Genomic DNA, 17,805 nt, shown 5'->3' with positions numbered 1-17,805 from the left:
GACTGCCGTGCTCAGGCGCGTTCGCGCACCAGGAACTCGCACCACACGCACTTGCCGCCGCCGCGCGCCTCCACGCCCCACACGTCGGTGAGCCGCTCGACCAGGAGCAGACCCCGTCCGGAGACGCCCGACTCGCCCGCCTCCCGGCGGCGGGGCAGGGCGCTGGAGGAGTCCTCGACCTCGACGCGCACGCGGCGGCCGCTGCCAGTGAGCGCTCGGAGGGTGACGACCGCGGAGCCCTCGGTGTGCATCAGGGCATTGGTGATCAGCTCGTCGGCGACGAGTTCGATCTCGTCGGCGCGTTCGCCGGCGCCCCAGGCGCGGACGGCGGCGCGGATCATGTGGCGGGCCCCGGAGAGGGCCTCGGGGTCACCGAGCCGCACGTGCTGCTGGAGACGGCCGCCGCTCTGCGGGGCGTCGAGGCCGCGTCGGCGCAGCAGGAGCAGGGCCACGTCGTCGTCGCCGTCCCGCTCCCCGGCCGCGTCGATGAGCCGGTCGGCGAGTTCGCGGACGTCGTCCGGGCCGTCGGCGACCAGGGCCATCAGGGTCTGCATACCGTCGTCGAGGTCCGCGCCGGGCTGCTCCACCAGGCCGTCGGTGCACAGCAGCAGCGTGTGCCCGGGGTCCAGTTCGAGGGTGCCCACGGGATAGTCCAGCCGTCCGAACTCGGCGGACAGGCCGAGCGGCAGCCCGCCCTCCACCCCGACCCGGCGGCAGGTGCCGTCGGGGTGCCGGACCAGCGGGTCGATGTGGCCGGCCCGCACCACCTGCACCACGCCCGTGGACAGGTCGGCCTCGGCGTACAGACAGGTCGCGAACCGGTCGGTGTCCAGTTCGTGCAGGAAGACCGAGGCGCGGGCCATGACCGCCGCCGGGGTGTGCCCCTCCGCCGCGTAGGCGCGCAGAACGATGCGCAGTTGGCCCATGACGGCGGCGGCGTGCGTGTCATGACCCTGGACGTCGCCGATGACGGCGCCGACACGGCCGCCGGGCAGCGGGATCAGGTCGTACCAGTCGCCGCCGATGTCCCGGCCGAGGGTGCCGGCGGCGGTGCCGGCCCGGTAGCGGACGGCGACGTCCGCGCCGGGGACGCTGGGGATGGTGCGCGGCAGCATGGCCTGCTGCAACCCGGTGGCCAGGTCCTTCTCCTGCTCGTACAGCATGGCCCGCTGCAGGCTCTGCGCGATGCTGCTGCCGAGGGCGACGAGGACGTTGCGCTCGTCGGCGGAGAAGCCGCTGCGGTCGCTGTAGAGCAGGCCCATGGCGCCGATGGGCCGGGCCTGGGCGATCAGTGGGAGGTAGGCGGCCGAGGTGATGTCCAGGTCGGTGATGTGCGGCCACAGGACGGGGTAGCCGTCCGCGAACTCCTGCGGTGACTCGATGAACCGCGGGGTGAGGGTCCGTACGACCTCGCTCATCGGGTAGGGCTCGTCGATGCCGGTGACCCGGGTGCCCGGCACGAAGCTGCCCGCCGGGCCCTCGGCGACCAGCCGGATGCGGTCGGCCTCCACCAGGCCCATGACCAGGCTGGTGGCGCCCAGATGGGTGAGGCCGTGGGTGTCCTTCAGGACGTCGATGACGTCCTGAACGGTCCGGGCGTGGGCGAGCGCGGCGGTGGTGAGCTGGACGACGTTCGTCTGCTGCCGGCGCGCCTCGTCCGCCTCGGCCCGTTCCCGGCGGGTGGCGATCTCGCTCAGTTCCTGGGTGGCGTCCCGGACGATGCCGATGATCCGGCGCGGGCGGCCCGTCTCGTCGCGCCGGATGTAGCCCTGGGTGTGGGTCCAGCGCAGGCTGCCGTCACGGCAGCGGAGGCGGAAGTAGGCGCCGTAGTTCTCGCTGCCGTCCTTCATGGCCTGCGCGACCAGGGTGTCCAGGCGGTAGCCCTCCGCCGCCGGGACCCGGCAGGCCAGCGACTCGGGGTGGCCGTCGAATTCGTCGGGACGCAGGTCGAAGATCTCGTGGGCCTGCGCGTCCATGTGGAACAGACCGCTGTCCAGGTCCCAGTCGAAGCTGCCCATGCGGTTGAGCGCCAGGATCGGATCCGGGTGGGCGGGCCAGTCGTCCGGGAGTGACAGGGCGCTCGCTCCCCGATCAACCATGGGGCCACCTTGTCAGGGTTTGTCCGATTCTTCGACCGGGAGGAGCGGGGGCCGCCCGCGACGGTCCGCGGTGACCGGTCGCTGACCATCGGCCGTCGGTCAGCCGTCGAAGACGTCCGTGGGGCTGCCGAAGACACTGCCGAAGGCGGCCGGGTCGTCGAGATCGTCGAGATCGGCGAAGCCGTCGAGGTCGGAGAGGTCATCGAGGTCGGAGAGGTCGCCGAAGCCGTCGAGGTCGGAGAGGTCGCCGAGGTCGGCGAGGTCGCCGAAGCCGTCCAGGTCAGCGAGGTCGTCCAGGTCAGCGAGGTCGCCGAGCACATCGAGTTCGTCAAGGTCATCGAGGTCGTCGAGATCGTCGAGGTCGTCCGGGATCAGCCCGCCGCCGTCGGGCAGGTCGGGGATCTCCGGCACGAACAGGGGGCCGACCTCGTCCGACTGCGGCGTTCGGGTGACGGGCCGCAGGGTAGCCGTGGAGACGACGGTGGAGTCCGTGAAGGCCCCGTGCGCCGCCGAGTCCTTGCCGTCGCCGACACCGTCGTCGCCGCGGCCGACGACAAGGAGCGCCGTAGCGAGCGCGCTGGTCATGACGAAGGTTCCGATGGAGGTTCGCACCACGTTCTCCCGCCTGCTTCCGGGCAGTTCGCCACTATTGTCTGCTTCACTCACCCGGGTTACGCAACAGGAGGAGTCACACACGGAGAGTGACATCCCTCCGGAGGGCCTACGGCGCGACACTGGACGAAGGAGAACACGGCCGTGGACTGGTTCACCGCACCCGACTACTGGCTGAGCCGGCTGCTCTTCCAGCGGGCTCTGGCCGGGGTGTACCTCGTCGCCTTCCTCACGGCGGCCCTCCAGTTCCGTGCGCTGATGGGCGAACGGGGCCTGCTGCCCGTACCCCGGTTCGTGGCACGGGTGCCCTTCCGGAGGGCACCGAGCCTGTTCCACCTCCACTACTCCGACCGGTTCTTCGCCGGGTGCGCCTGGGCGGGCTGCGCGGTGTCGGCGGCGCTGCTCGCGGGACTGGACGGGCTCCTGCCGCTCTGGGGCGCCATGCTGCTGTGGCTGGTGCCGTGGGTGCTGTACCTGTCGATCGTCAACGTCGGGCAGACCTGGTACGGCTTCGGCTGGGAGTCCCTGCTGCTGGAGGTGGGCTTCGTCGCCGTCCTCCTCGGCAACGACGAGGTGGCCCCGCCGGTCGTGGTGCTGTTCCTGCTGCGCTGGATCCTGTTCCGCGTGGAGTTCGGCGCGGGCCTGATCAAGATGCGGGGCGACGCGTGCTGGCGCAAGCTCACCTGCCTGGACCACCATCACGAGACCCAGCCGATGCCGGGCCCGCTGAGCTGGTTCTTCCACCACCTGCCCCGGCCGCTGCACCGGGTCGAGGCGGCCGCCAACCATGTCACCCAACTCGCCGTCCCGTTCCTGCTGTTCACCCCGCAGCCGATCGCCACGGCCGCCGCCTCCCTGATGATCGTCACCCAGCTGTGGCTGGTGCTGTCGGGCAACTTCGCCTGGCTGAACTGGATCACCATCGTGCTGGCCCTGTCGGCGCTGCGCCTGCCGGACACCGGCCCGTCCTCGGCGCCGGACGCGCCGCTGTGGTACGCGGTCGTGGTCCTCGCCGTCTGCGCCCTGCTCCTCGCCCTCAGCTACCGCCCGGTCGCCAACCTGCTCTCCCGCCGCCAGGTGATGAACCGCTCCTTCGACCCGCTCCATCTGGTCAACAGCTACGGCGCGTTCGGCAGCGTCAGCCGCGTCCGCCACGAAGTGGTGATCGAGGGCACCGCCGAGGCCGTACCGCGCGAGGACTCCGACTGGCGCGCGTACGAGTTCAAGGGCAAGCCCGGCGATCCCCGGCGCCGGCCGCGGCAGTTCGCGCCGTACCATCTGCGGCTCGACTGGATGATGTGGTTCGCCGCCCTGTCACCGGCGTACGCCGGTTCATGGTTCGGCACACTGGTGGAACGGCTGTTGGAGAACGACCGCGCGACCCTGAAGCTGCTGCGCCGCTCCCCCTTCCCGCCGGACGAGCCGCCCCGCTACATCCGCGCCCGCCTGTTCCGCTACCGCTACACGACCTGGCGGGAGCTGCGCGAGACGGGGGCGTGCTGGGAACGGACGTATGTACGGGAGTATCTGCCGCCGACGCGCCTGGCGGGGGCGGGCGACGAACGTCTGCCCCGTTGAACGGGGCCGGCGCAGCCGCTGGAGCACTCGGCCGTGGGCGGGTGCGTCCGGGGTGACCGGTCTGCGCCTGGACGCACCCGCGGTGCCTCACGCGCGCCGCAGCCGCAGTGTCGCCAGTTCGAAGGGGCGCAGGCGCAGGGTGACGCGGTTGCCGCTGACCTCCGGTGCGGGGGCCTCGGCGAGTGGCCGTTCCAGCAGGTCGGTCACCGTGACGTCCGTGACCTCGAAGCCGACGGCGAGGGTCGCGCGCGTCCGCCCGCCGTGGGCTTCGTGGAACCGGACCACCACGTCCCCGCTGCCGTCGTCCGCGAGCTTGACGGCCGTGACGACGACCGCGTCCCGGTCGACCGTCACCAGCGGGGCCACCTCGGCGGCGCCGGTGGTGCGCCGCTCGGGCAGGTTGACGCGCCAGCCCTCGCGGACCGCGTCGCCGATGCCCGCGCCGGGCACCAGGGCGTGCCGGAAGCGGTGGACGCCCTGGTCGGTCTCGGGGTCGGGGAAGCGGGGGGCCCGGAGCAGGGAGACGCGGACCGTGGTGGTCGTGCCGCGGTCTCCGTCGGTGCGGACCGTGCGGGTGACGTCGTGGCCGTACGTCGAGTCGTTGACGAGGGCGACGCCCCAGCCGGGTTCCTCCAGGTGGACGAAGCGGTGGTTGCAGGTCTCGAACTTGGCCGCCTCCCAGGAGGTGTTGGTGTGGGTGGGGCGGTGGAAGTGCCCGAACTGGGTCTCCGAGGCGTAGCGTTCGGCGTGCACGTCGAGCGGGAAGGCGAGCTTGAGGAACTTCTCCGTCTCGTGCCAGTCGACCTCCGTGTCCAGCACCAGCCGCCGCTCTCCCGGCGCCAGGGAGAGCACCTGGGTGACGCGGGAGGCGCCGAAGGAGCGCACGATCCGCACACCTTCCGCGGCGGCGGTGACCTCGTCGGCGTCGGTGAGGTCGGTGACCGTGTTGCGGTAGAACTCGTCGACGTCCCAGGCGTCCCACATGTTCGGGAAGTCGGCGTGCAGTTGGAGCAGGTTCGCCGCCGCGCCCGGGGCGACGGTCTCGCGGTCGGCCTCGATGTCGTAGGCGGAGACCACCAGTCCCCGTGCGTCGATCTCGACCCGGAGCAGGCCGTTGTCCAGGACGTAGCCGCCGCCGGGGCGCGGGGCCGGCCGGACCGGTTCGGGGACGGCCGCGGCCCCCGCGCCGCCCGCAGGGATTCCGCCCCGGCTGTGCGGTGCCGAGTTGAACACCAGGTCCCGCGTCCCCTCCCCCGCGAGCGCACGCTGGGCGGCCTCGATGATCCCGGTCAGCTCCTCGGCGATCAGCTCGTACGTCCGCCGCGCCTCCCGGTGCACCCACGCGATCGACGAGCCGGGCAGGATGTCGTGGAACTGGTGCAGCAGCACCGTCTTCCAGATCCGGTCCAACTCCGCGTGGGGGTAGGGGAATCCGGTGCGTACGGCGGCCGTGGCCGCCCACAGTTCCGCCTCGCGCAGGAGGTGTTCGCTGCGCCGGTTGCCCTGCTTGGTCTTCGCCTGGCTGGTGAGGGTGGCGCGGTGGAGTTCGAGGTAGAGCTCGCCGACCCAGACCGGCGGGTCGGGGTACTCGGCCTCGGCCTTGGCGAAGAACTCCGCCGGGGTCTCCCAGACGACGGTCGCCGAGCCCTCCAGGTCGCGCAGGCGGGCCGCCTTGCCGATCATCTCCCTGGTGGTGCCGCCGCCTCCGTCGCCCCAGCCGGTGGGGGCCAGGGAGTGCCGGGCGACGCCCTTGTCCTTGAAGTTGCGGGCCGCGTGGGCGATTTCGCTGCCCTTCATCGAGCAGTTGTAGGTGTCGACCGGCGGGAAGTGGGTGAAGATCCGGGTGCCGTCGATGCCCTCCCACTGGAAGGTGTGGTGCGGGAACTTGTTCGTCTGCGACCACGAGATCTTCTGCGTCAGCAGCCACTTGGCGCCCGCCGCCTTGATGATCTGCGGGAGTCCGGCGGCGAATCCGAAGGTGTCGGGCAGCCAGGCCTCGTCGTTCTCGACGCCGAACTCGTCGAGGAAGAACCGCTTGCCGTGCACGAACTGACGGGCCATCGCCTCCGAGCCCGGCATGTTGGTGTCCGACTCCACCCACATGCCGCCCGTCGGCACGAACCGTCCGTCGGCCACCGCCTTCTTCACCCGCGCCCACACCTCCGGCCGGTGGTCGCGCACCCACGCCCACTGCTGCGCCTGGGACATGGCGAAGACGAACTCCGGCTCGTCCTCCAGCAGGGCGGTCATGTTGGAGGTCGTGCGGGCCACCTTCCGGACCGTCTCGCGCAGCGGCCACAGCCATGCGGAGTCGATGTGGGCGTGGCCGACCGCGCTGATCCGGTGGGCGGAGGGGACGGCGGGTTCGGACAGGACCGTCTCCAGCCGGACGCGCGCCTGCGCGGCGGTGCCGTTGACGTCCTGGAGGTCGATCGCGTCCAGGGCCCGTTCGACGGCCCGCAGGATGTCCCAGCGGCGTGCCGACTCCAGCGGCAGCTCGGCCATCAGCTCGCCGAGCACCTCCAGGTCGAGGACGAGCTGCCAGACGGTCTCGTCGAAGACGGCCAGGTCCATGCGGGTGAGGGTGTACTGCGGCTCGCTGCCGGCCGTCTCCTTGTCGCCCAACCGCGTGGGCAGGAACGGGTGGTAGTCGAGGATGACGGGGTTGGAGGCGGCCTCGACGTGCAGCCGGACCTGCTCGCCGCCCTCGACCGGGGCACCGATCCGCACCCACTGGTTGCGCGGGTTGAGGCCCTTCACCGGGGTGCCGTCGGGCCGGTAGACCAGGCCCTCGCACTGGAAGCCGGGCATGTTCTCGTCGAAGCCGAGGTCCAGCAGGGCCTCCACGGTCCGCCCGGCCCACGCCTCGGGCACGGTCCCGGTGACCCGGAACCAGCTGGTGCCCCAGGGAGCGCCCCAGCGTGCGCCGACCTCGATCGGCTCGGGCTCGGCCGCCAGCCCTTCGGCGACCGGCACGGGCTCACCGGGGGCGTGCCACACGGCCACCTTCAGCGGTACGGACTCGGGGTACACGGCGGGGCGGATGCGCTCGTCGAGGACGCGCTTGAGACGGGCCTCGACCAGGCTGCGGTCGTCATGCATGGGGGCACTCCAAGGCTGTGGGGGGCGTGGGACGGACGGGACGGACGGTTACCAGGGGTGGGTCACGGTCACGGGCGCCGACGAGGTGTACAGCTCCCCTACGGCACGTACTTCGAACCGTGCCGCCCGCTCGCCCTGCTCGGGTCGCAGGCCGGCGACGAAGTAGGCCCGCTGGCAGGTGGCGCCGAGGAAGCGGCGGCTGCCGTCGGGGAGGACCCGGTGCAGGGTGTAGTGGCGGACGGCGCCGGGTGCGGAGGCGGGGGCCGGTTTCCAGGCGAGGCGCAGGTCGCCGCCGCTCGCGCCGGTGATCCGCAGCCGGGAGGGTGCCGCGGGCGCGGCGGGCGTGCCGGCCGCGGCGCGCACCGCGATCCCGCCGAGCCGCCACTTCACGGGCCCACCGGCCCCGGTGAGCCGTACCCCGAGCGCATGCACGGTCCCGGTCAGCCCGCTGAGCGGCACGGTCGACGTCTGCCAGGCGTTGACCGAGTTCACAGGCAGATAGGTGTACGGCGGTGTCGACCCCGGCGCCTCGGGCTCGGCGGTCGCCACGGCCAGCTCGACGTTCACATCACCCTCCTCGATGCGATGCGTCAGCTCGACAACCGTGTTCACACCGATCGGCAGCCGTGTCGCATACACATCCAGCACCGCAGGAGCGTCCAGTTCACCGGCAACCAGCACACTGCTCCCTCCCCGCCACGCGTCGGCGAAGTCGAAGCCGACCGCCGGCCGCCGCCCCTCCGTGCGCACCACCCACCGCCGTGACGGCAGCCGGTCCTGCACGCCGAGATGGTTCCACGGCCGGTCCGACGCGACGACGCCCTCCTCGTACCATCGCAGCCCGTGCCCGGTGTTGAACACGCTCGCGAACGGCACCGAGGTCACCGTCGACCGGTCGGCTACGGACACGGCTGGCGCCCGCCAGCCGTCCGTGCCGTCCGGCCGTGACGGATCCAGGGAGCGGCCCGTCCAGAACCGGTCGTCGGAGGCGTGGAAGTCGCCCGGCGTGCGGGAGGCGGGCAGGTGGTTGCGGGTCCACTCGGGCCGGTAGAAGCCGACCGACACGACGTGCGCCTTGTCCGTCGGCACGATCGCGTCCCAGTCCACGGCGGAGTTCCAGCCGTTCGCCTCCACGTCGACGCCCGCCCACAGCTCGTAGCGGCCGCGCCCCAGTCCGTCCGCCCGCCGCCCGGAGGCGGCCAGGGTGTTCGCGGTCCAGCGGAAGTCGACGAACATGGTGTCGGCGGCCTCGTAGAACGACTGGTTCTGCGCGTTGAGCGCCCCCTGCCAGCTCACCGTGCCGTTCACGGTCATCGAGTCGTACCAGGTCACCCGTTGCCCGCGCGCCGCGCCCAGGGACTTCAGCTCCCGCAGGAAGCCGAGCATGTCGGTGGCGAGCGCGGTGTTCCCGCCGCCCGTCTCGGCGTTCACGAACCAGCCGTCGAAGCCGTACGCCGACGCGACGGCGACGAGCTGCGCGGCCAGCGGATACCGTCCCGCCGCGTCTCTCTGCACCAGGTCGCGGGTCCACTGCAACTGCCCGCCGTAGGCCGCGGGCGGCAGGAAGACGTTGCCGAGGACGGGCACGCCGTGGCGGTGGGCGGCGTCCACGACCGGCGCGTTGGGCGCGAGGATCAGCCCCTCGCCCGAGGAGCCGCCCCAGAAGACGAGTTCGTCGATGTAGGCCCAGTGGGTGAGCGCGTAGTAGTCGGCGGTGGCCGACCCCTGCGAGGGGTTGCTCGACGTCGGCCCGAAGGAGACCAGGGACTGGATGCGGGCCCGGTCCGGGCGGGCGGTCGGGTTCGCCGGGGTCGGGGTGAAGCGTCGGGCCAGCGGCACGCAGGAGGCGTTGAAGGCGAGGTCGGGGTCGTCGGCCGCCCGCCAGGACTTCAGGCTGCGCCAGGTGATGCCGGCGCCCGGGCTGCCGGCGGGCAGTGAGTCCGGGTACCAGTAGGAGGCGTACGGCGGGGTCGCGCCGGTCTTCGGGGCGGCGGCCGCCGGGAGTGCGGACAGCAGGGCGGCGGTCGCGCCGGCGAGCAGGACGGTGCGTCTGGTGGGGGTCACGAGCGGGTGCCTCCTTGCGGGACGGGGAGTACCTGGTCGGGGGTGACGACCTCGGTGATGCCGCGGGCGGCGAGGTGGGCGGGGTCGTCGGCGCGGGTGTCGAGGACCGTGGTGGGGCGGGCGCCGTCGGCGACCAGCCGGAAGAACGCGTCGAAGACGGGGCCGCCCGGAGCGCACAGCGAGCGCCGCGACGGATGGGCGGGGACCACGAGCGCGGTGGTGCGCGGGGCCGGGGCGGGGTGCGTCGTACTCGCCGCGCGCGCGAGCGCGAGGGCCGTGTCCTTGGGCCGTCGGTCGCTGGTCAACAGCCCCAGCCCGTACTCCAGTTCCGGGAAGTCGGCCAGCTGCCGGGAGACGTCGTGGGAGCACCACCAGGTGATGCCCCACAGGTCGGGGCAGTCCAGTGCGTTGGCCACGGTCGCCTCGGTGAAGGCGGCGGCGTGCTCGGCCGGGACGAGGGGGGCGGGCGCGCCGACCTCCTGGAGCCAGACCGGCCGGTGCGGCTCGTCGGCCCAGGCCTTGCTCAGCTCGATCAGATAGGCGGCGTGGTGCTCGGTCGGCACGGCGGTACGGCCGTGGCGCTGGGCGGTGCCGTTGAAGACCCAGGAGTGCACGGCCGTCAGGGCGCCGTGGCTGGCGGCCTGGGCCGGGGTGAAGGGCTGGTCGTCCTGGTACCAGGTGGCGTCGTACTCGGCGTGCAGGTGCAGTCGGCCGGGGGCGCCCTCCTCGCAAGCGGCGAGCATGCGCCGCAGCCAGGCGTCGATCTGGGTGCTGGTCGCCCGGTCGGGATCGGGGTGCGGGCCGGCCGAGAACTGGTTGACCTCGTTGCCGAGCGTCATGCCGATGAAGTTGGGCCGGTCGGCGAGGGCCGCGGCGAGCGTGCGCAGGTAGGCGGCCTGGCCGTCGAGGACGTCGGGGTCGGTGAAGAGGTTGCGCCGGTGCCAGGTGCGGGTCCAGGCCGGGAGGAAGTCGAAGCTGCTCAAGTGGCCTTGCAGTCCGTCGACGTTGACGTCGAGCCCGCGTTCGGCGGCGGCGTCGGCGAGCCGCACGAGGTCCGCGACGGCCCGCTCGCGGATCAGCGCACGGTTGGGCTGGAAGTACGGCCACAGCGGGAAGACCCGGATGTGGTCCAGGCCCAGCGCGGCGACGGAGTCGAGGTCGGCGCGGACGGAGTCCAGGTCGAAGTCGAGCCAGTGGTGGAACCACCCCACGCTGGGGGTGTAGTTGACGCCGAAGCGCACGGCAGCAGGCATGCGGTGTCCTTGAACTAGGTGGGGGGGGTTCAGCCCTTGACCGCTCCCTCGCCGACACCGCGGAAGAAGTACCGCTGGAGGCAGGCGAAGAGGGCGATGAGCGGTGCCACGGCGATGACGGTGCCGGCGGCGACGAGCCGTTCGTCGTTGGCGAAGGTGCCGTGCAGGTAGTTGAGGCCGATGGTCAGGGTGAACTTGTCCGGGTCGCTGAGCACGATGAGGGGCCACAGGAAGTCGTCCCAGGCGCCCATGAAGGCGAAGATCGCTACGACGGCGAGGGTGCCCTTGACCGAGGGCACGGCGATGCGCAGGAACCGCTGCCACACGTTGGCGCCGTCGACGTAGGCCGCCTCCTCGATCTCGTACGGCAGGTTGAGGAAGGCGTTGCGCATCAGCAGGACGTTCATGGCGCCGATGCAGCCGGGCAGGACCACGCCGATCAGGGTGTTGTTGAGGCCGAGGTCCCGCATGGTGGTGAACTGGGCGATGATGATGCCCTCCACCGGTACGAGCATCGCCAGGATGAAGGCGAGGGTGGCGGCGCGGCGGCCCCGGTAGCGCAGGCGGGCCAGGGCGTAGCCCGCGAGGGCCGAACCGACGCAGTTGGTCACGACGTTGGCGGTGGCGACCTTCAGGGAGTTCAGGGCGTAGTTCCAGACCGGGATGGTCTCGGCGACCCGCTCGTAGTTGTGCAGGGTGGGGTCGGCGGGCAGGAACGTGGGCGGGGAGCTGTAGATGTCCTCGGTGGGCCCCTTGAGCGAGGTCGACAGCTGCCACAGGAACGGGCCGACGGTGAGGGCGAGTACGGCGAGCAGCAGGGTGTAGCGCAGGGCCAGTTCCCAGACGCGTACGCGGCGGCCGTGCTCGTCGGTGACGCGCGGTTCACTGGCGACGGGCGCGGGCGGCGCCTTCTCCAGCACGCTCATGACTCGTCCCTCCGGTCGGCGCGCAGCACGAGCAGCATCAGGGCGACGGTGACGACGAAGACGACCACGGAGATGGCGGAGGCGTAGCCGACGCGGCCGGTCAGGCCGGTGCCGGTGCGCTGGACGAGCATGACGAGGGTGGTGTCCTCGCCTGCCGGTCCGCCGTCCGGGCCCGCCATCAGGTACACCTCGGAGAACACCTTGAAGGCGGCGACCGAGGACAGGGCGCCGACCAGGACCATGGTGGAGCGGACGGCGGGCACGGTGACGGTGAGGAAGCGGCGCACCGGGCCCGCGCCGTCGACGGCGGCGGCCTCGTGGAGTTCGCGCGGTACGTTCGCCAGCGCCGCCAGATAGATGATCATGTAGTAGCCGAGGCCCTTCCAGACGGTGACCGTCATGGCGCTCAGCAGGAGCAGCCACTGGTCGCTGAGGAAGCCGACCCGGCCGATGCCGACGGTCTCCAGCAGCGCGTTCACCAGGCCGCGTTCGTCGAGCAGCCACACCCAGATCAGGCCGACCACGACGATCGAGGCGACGACCGGCGTGTAGAAGGCGGACCGGAAGAAGGCGATGCCGGGGATGTTCTTCTGCACCAGCAGGGCGAGCAGCAGCGGCAGGACCACCAGCGCGGGGACGACGCCGAGGACGTAGAGCGTGCTGTTGCGCAGGCCGATCCAGAACATGTCGTCGTGCAGCAGTTCACGGAAGTTGGCGAGGCCGACGAACTCGCCGGGCACCAGGGTGCGCCGGTCGGTGAAGGCGTTCACCAGGGTGGAGAGGAAGGGGTAGAGGATGAACGCGCCGATGATCAGCAGGCCGGGGGCGGCGAACAGCCAGGGGCTGACCGGCAGTTGGCGCCGCACCCGGGACACGGTGGCCGGCACGGCTAGCCCTGCTGCCGGAGCAGCGTGTTGCAGGCCTTGACAGCGTTGTCAAGAGCTTCCTGCGGGCTCTCCTTGCCCTGCAGCGCCTTGGCGACCTCGTTGCGCAGCGCGGTCTTCATCTGCTCGCTGAACAGCACCGGCGTGTAATTGACCGCGGTCTTCAGCGACTTGGCGGCGGCCACCCGGACCCGCGTCTCGTCGGTGCCGTCCTCCTTGGTGAAGTACGGGTCGTCGAGGGAGCCGGCGGTGCTGGGGAAGATGGCGACCTGCTGGGCGAACTCCATCTGACGGGTGGCGTCGGTGACGAAGTGCGCGAAGGCGACCGCGGCCGGTGTGCGCTTGGTCTGCGCGTTCACCATCACGCCCATCACGTACATGTTGACGTGGCCGGTGCTGGTGATCTGGTCGGTGATGCCGATGTTCCTGTACAGGCTCGGCGCCTGCTTCTTGAAGTTGCCGAGGTCCAGGGCGCTGCCGGGGTTCATGGCGACGGCGCCGGTGAGGAACTTCTTGCCGGACGACTCCGGCGTGGCGGTCAGCGCCTGCGGGTCGAGGGCCTTGGCGTCGTACAACTCCTTGTACTTGGCGAGGAGTTCGACGCCCTTGGGGTCGTTGAAGGTGAAGGCGGTGCCCTCCTTGTTCATCAGCTCGACGCCGTAGCGGCCGAAGTCCTCGATGGTGGGCACGTTGGCGAGCGTGGCGACCTTGCCGTCGGTCTTCTCGGCCATCGTCAGGGCGGCGGAGAACACGTCCTCGTAGGTCTTCGGCGGCTGCTCGGGGTCGAGTCCGGCCTCCGTGAACAGGGACTTGTTGTAGAAGAGCGGGCCGGTGTTGAGGTACCAGGGGAAGGCGTACGTGCCGGTCATGCCCGGTATCCGGTGGCTGGCCCAGGCGCCGTCCAGGTACTCCTTCTCGTACTGGCCGGCGGCCTTGTCGAGGTCGAGGGCGAGTCCGGCCTTGGCCAGCGGGGCGACGAGGTCCGGGGAGACGTTGACGACGTCGGGCAGGGTGCCGCCGGCGGCGTCGGCGCTGATCTTGTCGGCGTAGCCCTCGGCGGGCTGGTCCACCCACTTCACGTGCGTGCCGGGGTACTTCTTCTCGAAGTCGGCGATCACGTCCTCGAAGTACGGCTTGAAGTTCGCTCTCAGGTTCCAGGTCTGGAAGGTGATGTCGCCTTCGACCTTGCCGGAGGCGTCGGACGGGCCGCCGGCGTCGTCGGAGCCGCACGCGCTCAGCGGCAGCAGGGCGCAGACGGCGAGGGCGGCAGCGAGGGTTCTGCGGGAAACGGGCACCGTGAACCGGCCTCCTTTGGCGGCGGGGATCGGGCAACGAGGCCGACCTTGCACGCCGCCGCACGGGCCCGTCAATGACTTTCACGCAGCTAATTCGTTTAGCACTAATGCGCTTTAGGCCTGGGCAGCTGAACCGCATTAGTGCACACTGGCGAGAAAGCTTCGCGGGAATGCCTCGCGTGCCGCACGGGAATGGGGAAAGCACCTTGTCAGGCAAGCGGTCGCCGGCCCGACGGCCGACGATGAAGGACATCGCGCGGCACGCCGGGGTGTCCCAGAGCGCCGTGTCGTTCGCGCTCAACGGCCGGCCCGGGGTCTCGGAGGACACCAGGGAACGCGTGCGCCGGGTCGCCGAGGAGCTGGGCTGGCGGCCCAGTACGGCGGCCCGCGCGCTGTCCGGCGAGGGTGCGGCCACGGTCGGTTTCGTGCTGGCGCGCCCCGCGGACACCCTGGGCGTGGACTCCTTCTTCCTCCAACTCGTCTCGGGCATCCAGGAGGTGCTGGCGGAGCGCCATCTCGGGCTCCTCTTCCAGGTGGTGGAGGACATCGCCGACGAATGCGCGGTCTACCGGCGGTGGTGGGCCGAGCACCGGGTGGACGGCGTGCTGGTGGTCGACCCGCGCACCGCCGACCCGCGGCCCGACCTCCTCGACGAACTCGGCCTGCCTGCCGTGGTGATCGGCGGCGCCCCCGACGAACGCCACCCCGGCCTCTCGACGGTCTGGGCGGACGACGCCGGCGCGATGGCCGCCGTCGTGGACGGGCTCTACGCCCTCGGCCACCGGCGGATCGTGCACATCGCGGGCCTCCCCGGCCTCGCGCACACCGAGCGCCGCATCCGCACCCTGGCCGCCGAGGCCGGACGGCGCGGCCTGCACGAGGTGCAGTCGGTCACCACCGACTACTCCGACGCGGCGGGCGCCGCCGTCACCCGCCGCGTCCTCGGCGCCTCCGTCCCGCCGACCGCCCTGATCTACGACAACGACGTGATGGCCCTGGCCGGCCTGGCCACCGCGACCGACCTCGGCTTCTCGGTCCCGGCCCAGGTCTCCGTCGTGGCCTGGGAGGACTCGGCCCTGTGCCGCATGGTCAAGCCCTGGCTCTCCGCCCTGTCCCGGGACAGCGTGGAGTTCGGCCGCACGGCGGCCCGGGAGCTGACCGCGCTGCTGGACGGCGGCCCGGCCCGCACGGTACGGGTACCGGTACCGCGGCTGATCGAGCGGGACAGCACGGGGGTGGCGCGGGAGGCGTGACCCGGGGCACGGCCGGGGGGCGCCGAGACCGGAGCCCAGCGCGTGCCGTACGTCGGACGGCGGGGGCGGTTGCACAGCCCCGGCCCAAGGACTCGCGCACTGCCGCCGGTGCCGGGTGCCCGGGTCCACGGCCCGTGTGGTGGCGGTCGGACAACAGGGGGCGGCACAGGTATCCCCGAGAGCGCCCGCTCCCCAAGGCACGAACCGGGGAGGGGGTCCTCCCCGAGAACGCCCGCCGGGTGACAATGGCTCCATGCGGCTGCGGAAACTGGCCTGTGTCGCCGCCGGAGTGACGCTGCTCCTCGCGGGCGGCTGCACCGGGGGCGAAAAGGAGGGCGCGCGCGAGAGCCGGACGCCTCCGACCAGCGGTTCACCCACGACGAAGTCCTCGTCCCCCGTCGACCCGGTGTCGCTCCCGGCCCACATCCGGCGTGAGCACCACGGCTCCGGCCTGCGCCTCGGCACCGTCCTCGCCCGCACGAACGCCTACACCTCGTACGCCGTCACCTACGAGAGCGACGGTCTGACGATCTCGGGCCTGATGAACATCCCCGAGGGGGAGGGACCGTTCCCGGCGCTGGTGCTCGCGCACGGCTACATCGACCCGGCCGTCTACACCACCGGGCGCGGACTCGCCCGGGAACAGGACCGGCTCGCGCGCGAGGGCTACGTCGTGCTGCACACCGACTACCGCAACCACGCACGCTCGGACAAGGACCCCGACAACGACGTGAACCTCCGTCTCGGGTACACCGAGGACGTCATCGGGGCGGCCCTGGCCCTGCGCTCCTCCGGCCGCCCGGAGATCGACGGCGAACGGCTCGGGCTGCTGGGCCGGTCGATGGGCGGCGGTGTCGTCTACAACACGCTGGTGGTGGCCCCTGGCCTGTTCGACGCCGCCGTGGCCTTCGCGCCGGTCAGCGCGCGCCCCGAGGAGAACATCGACCACTTCCAACGGGGCCGGGGCGACCCGATCGCCGCCGAGATCGACGCGCGGCACGGCACGCCCGAGGAGAACCCGGAGTTCTGGCGGAACGTCTCGCCGCTGACGTTCGTGGACCGGGTGACGGAGCCGCTGCTGATCCACCACGGCACCGCGGACGACACCTGCCCGCTCGCCTGGACGCGGCACACGGTCGCCGCGTTCGAGGCGGCCGGGAAGGACGTGGAGCTGCGCACGTACGCCGGTGAGGGCCACACCTTCGGGCCGCGCTGGCCGGAGTCGATGGACGCGACGACCGCGTTCTTCGAGCGGCACCTGCGCTGAGACCGCACCGCCACAGCACGCCGCACTCTCGACGCGCGGCCCGCGGGAAGGCAGAGTTCTACCTGCGTACTCGCGAGTAGGTACCCGTGCACCCCGAAGGAGCCCCCGTGACCAGCTGGGTCGGCCGCACCGCCGCCGAAATAGCCGCCGCCGTACGGGAGAAGCGGGCCACGCCCCGCGAGGTGGTGGCGAGCACCTGGACCGGATCGAACGTCTCGACGGCCGGATCGGGGCCTTCCGCACGGTCCGGGCCGAGGCGGCGCTCGCGGAGGCCGACGAGGTGGGCGCGCGCGGCGATCTGGCCGAACTGCCGCTCGCGGGCGTGCCGGTGGCCGTCAAGGACAATCTCGCGGTGCGCGGCGAGTCCCTGCGGATCGGCTCCGCCGCGACCCCGGACACGCCCGCCGCCGACGACCATGTGACCGTGGCCCGGCTCCGCGCGGCGGGTGCGGTGGTCGTGGGTCTGACGAACGTGCCGGAGCTGTGCGTGTTCGGTACGACGGAGGGCGTGCACGGCACGGCCCGCAACCCGTGGGACACCGCGCGCTCGGCGGGCGGCTCGTCGGGCGGCAGCGCGGCCGCGGTCGCCGCCGGGATGGTGCCGGTCGCGCTCGGCAACGACGGCATGGGCTCACTGCGCATCCCGGCCGCCAACTGCGGGCTGGTCACGATCAAGCCCGGCACCGGGGTGGTGCCCGCGGGCATCGGCGAGGGCGACTGGTTCGGCATGTCCGAGAACGGGCCGCTGGCCACGACGGTCGAGGACGTGCGTCTGCTGCTGTCGGTCATCGCCGACACCCCGCCCGAGAGCGCGGTCACCGGCGCGCGCCGGATCGCCGTGTCGCTGCGCAGCCCCCTCGCGGGCGTCGCCGTGACCAAGCCGTACACGGCCGCCGTACGGGAGGCCGCCGCGCTGCTGATCAAGGCGGGCCACCCGGTGCGGCGCGCGGAACCGCCGTACCCGCTGTCGCTGGGCGTCACCGCCCTCACCCACTGGACGGCCGGCACGTCGGTCGACGCCCGTGGCCTGGATCCGCACCTGCTGCACCGCCGCACCCGCGTGCACGCGGCCCTCGGGCGCCGGTTCGTGCGGCGTGTGCGGGCCGGAGACGGCCGCGAGCGGCTGCGGCGCCGTCTGGAGCCGTTCTTCGCCCAGTACGACGTCCTGCTGATGCCCGCCCTCGCCCGCCGCTCCCCGAAGGCCGGGCCCTGGCACGAGCGGGGCTGGCTGCGCAACGTGCTCGCCGACACCGCCTACTCCCCCATGACCCCGCCGTGGAACCTCACCGGCTGGCCGGCCATGTCGGTCCCGCTCGGCACCCTGCCCTCCGGCGCCCCCTGCGCCGTACAACTGGTCGGACGTCCGGGTGCGGAGGCGGATCTGCTGGCGTTGGCCGAGCAGTTGGAGCGGCTGAGCCCGTGGCGGCGGACGGCACCGCTGGACTGAGGTCAGCCCCGGTCGGGCGGGGCGT

Annotated in this window: 11 protein-coding genes and 1 pseudogene; 4 read left to right on the top strand and 8 right to left on the bottom strand. The window is 72.2% G+C overall.

Going from position 1 to position 17,805, the window contains the following annotated elements; genetic code table 11:
* Positions 1 to 11: 11 nt before the first annotated feature.
* Positions 12 to 2,099 carry a SpoIIE family protein phosphatase gene (locus ICC28_RS13890; protein WP_188288834.1) on the bottom strand — a complete coding sequence of 696 codons (2,088 nt, stop codon included), beginning with the start codon at positions 2,097 to 2,099 and terminating at the stop codon, positions 12 to 14.
* A gap of 99 nt (positions 2,100 to 2,198) precedes the next feature.
* A complete protein-coding gene (locus ICC28_RS13885; protein ID WP_188288833.1) occupies positions 2,199 to 2,711 on the bottom strand; it encodes a hypothetical protein in 513 nt (170 codons plus the stop codon).
* Positions 2,712 to 2,855: 144 nt separating this feature from the next.
* Between ICC28_RS13885 and ICC28_RS13880 the strand changes: the two genes are divergently transcribed.
* The gene (locus ICC28_RS13880) at positions 2,856 to 4,289 is read left to right on the top strand and encodes a lipase maturation factor family protein (protein WP_188288832.1); all 1,434 of its coding nucleotides are present in this window, start codon (positions 2,856 to 2,858) and stop codon (positions 4,287 to 4,289) included.
* Between the two features lie 87 nt (positions 4,290 to 4,376).
* Here the strand turns inward: ICC28_RS13880 and ICC28_RS13875 are convergent, their stop codons facing one another.
* Genes ICC28_RS13875 through ICC28_RS13850 form a run of 6 tightly spaced genes read right to left on the bottom strand, consistent with a single transcriptional unit; the run spans position 4,377 to position 13,813 of the window.
* A complete protein-coding gene (locus tag ICC28_RS13875; RefSeq protein ID WP_188288831.1) occupies positions 4,377 to 7,391 on the bottom strand; it encodes an alpha-mannosidase in 3,015 nt (1,004 codons plus the stop codon).
* 48 nt (positions 7,392 to 7,439) lie between these two features.
* The gene (locus tag ICC28_RS13870) at positions 7,440 to 9,455 is read right to left on the bottom strand and encodes an endo-beta-N-acetylglucosaminidase (RefSeq protein ID WP_188288830.1); all 2,016 of its coding nucleotides are present in this window, start codon (positions 9,453 to 9,455) and stop codon (positions 7,440 to 7,442) included.
* Entirely contained in the window at positions 9,452 to 10,708 is a 1,257-nt protein-coding gene (locus tag ICC28_RS13865) for a glycoside hydrolase 5 family protein (RefSeq protein ID WP_188288829.1), read from the bottom strand. Before ICC28_RS13865 ends, ICC28_RS13870 begins: the two co-directional genes overlap by 4 nt.
* Positions 10,709 to 10,737: 29 nt before the next feature.
* Entirely contained in the window at positions 10,738 to 11,634 is an 897-nt protein-coding gene (locus ICC28_RS13860; RefSeq protein ID WP_188288828.1) for a carbohydrate ABC transporter permease, read from the bottom strand.
* Positions 11,631 to 12,521, bottom strand: a complete 891-nt coding sequence (locus ICC28_RS13855) for a carbohydrate ABC transporter permease (protein ID WP_282701711.1) — start codon at positions 12,519 to 12,521, stop codon at positions 11,631 to 11,633. The genes ICC28_RS13860 and ICC28_RS13855 overlap by 4 nt, the downstream gene beginning before the upstream one ends.
* 2 nt (positions 12,522 to 12,523) lie before the next feature.
* Entirely contained in the window at positions 12,524 to 13,813 is a 1,290-nt protein-coding gene (locus ICC28_RS13850; protein ID WP_188288827.1) for an ABC transporter substrate-binding protein, read from the bottom strand.
* A gap of 242 nt (positions 13,814 to 14,055) precedes the next feature.
* Here ICC28_RS13850 and ICC28_RS13845 point away from each other — a divergent pair, with 242 nt between their 5' ends.
* The 3 genes and pseudogenes from ICC28_RS13845 (at position 14,056) to ICC28_RS13835 (ending at position 17,780) form a co-directional block, all read left to right on the top strand.
* Positions 14,056 to 15,066, top strand: coding sequence for a LacI family DNA-binding transcriptional regulator (locus tag ICC28_RS13845; protein WP_188288984.1), 1,011 nt, complete (start codon positions 14,056 to 14,058; stop codon positions 15,064 to 15,066).
* Between the two features lie 253 nt (positions 15,067 to 15,319).
* Entirely contained in the window at positions 15,320 to 16,333 is a 1,014-nt protein-coding gene (locus ICC28_RS13840) for an alpha/beta hydrolase family protein (RefSeq protein ID WP_188288826.1), read from the top strand.
* A 107-nt stretch (positions 16,334 to 16,440) separates the two neighbouring features.
* Positions 16,441 to 17,780, top strand: a pseudogene (locus ICC28_RS13835) (amidase).
* Positions 17,781 to 17,805 lie beyond the last annotated feature (25 nt).

The organism is Streptomyces sp. TRM68416 (assembly GCF_014596915.1).
Classification (GTDB): Bacteria; Actinomycetota; Actinomycetes; order Streptomycetales; family Streptomycetaceae; genus Streptomyces.
This window is presented reverse-complemented; position numbering and strand designations above follow the sequence as displayed.

Excerpts from the sequence above, each read along its gene's own strand:
- ICC28_RS13890 (WP_188288834.1), bottom strand. The coding sequence starts at position 2,099 with ATGGTTGATCGGGGAGCGAGCGCCCTGTCACTCCCGGACGACTGGCCC.
- ICC28_RS13875 (WP_188288831.1), bottom strand. The coding sequence starts at position 7,391 with ATGCATGACGACCGCAGCCTGGTCGAGGCCCGTCTCAAGCGCGTCCTC.
- ICC28_RS13865 (WP_188288829.1), bottom strand. The coding sequence starts at position 10,708 with ATGCCTGCTGCCGTGCGCTTCGGCGTCAACTACACCCCCAGCGTGGGG.
- ICC28_RS13860 (WP_188288828.1), bottom strand. The coding sequence starts at position 11,634 with ATGAGCGTGCTGGAGAAGGCGCCGCCCGCGCCCGTCGCCAGTGAACCG.
- ICC28_RS13845 (WP_188288984.1), top strand. The coding sequence starts at position 14,056 with ATGAAGGACATCGCGCGGCACGCCGGGGTGTCCCAGAGCGCCGTGTCG.
- ICC28_RS13840 (WP_188288826.1), top strand. The coding sequence starts at position 15,320 with ATGCGGCTGCGGAAACTGGCCTGTGTCGCCGCCGGAGTGACGCTGCTC.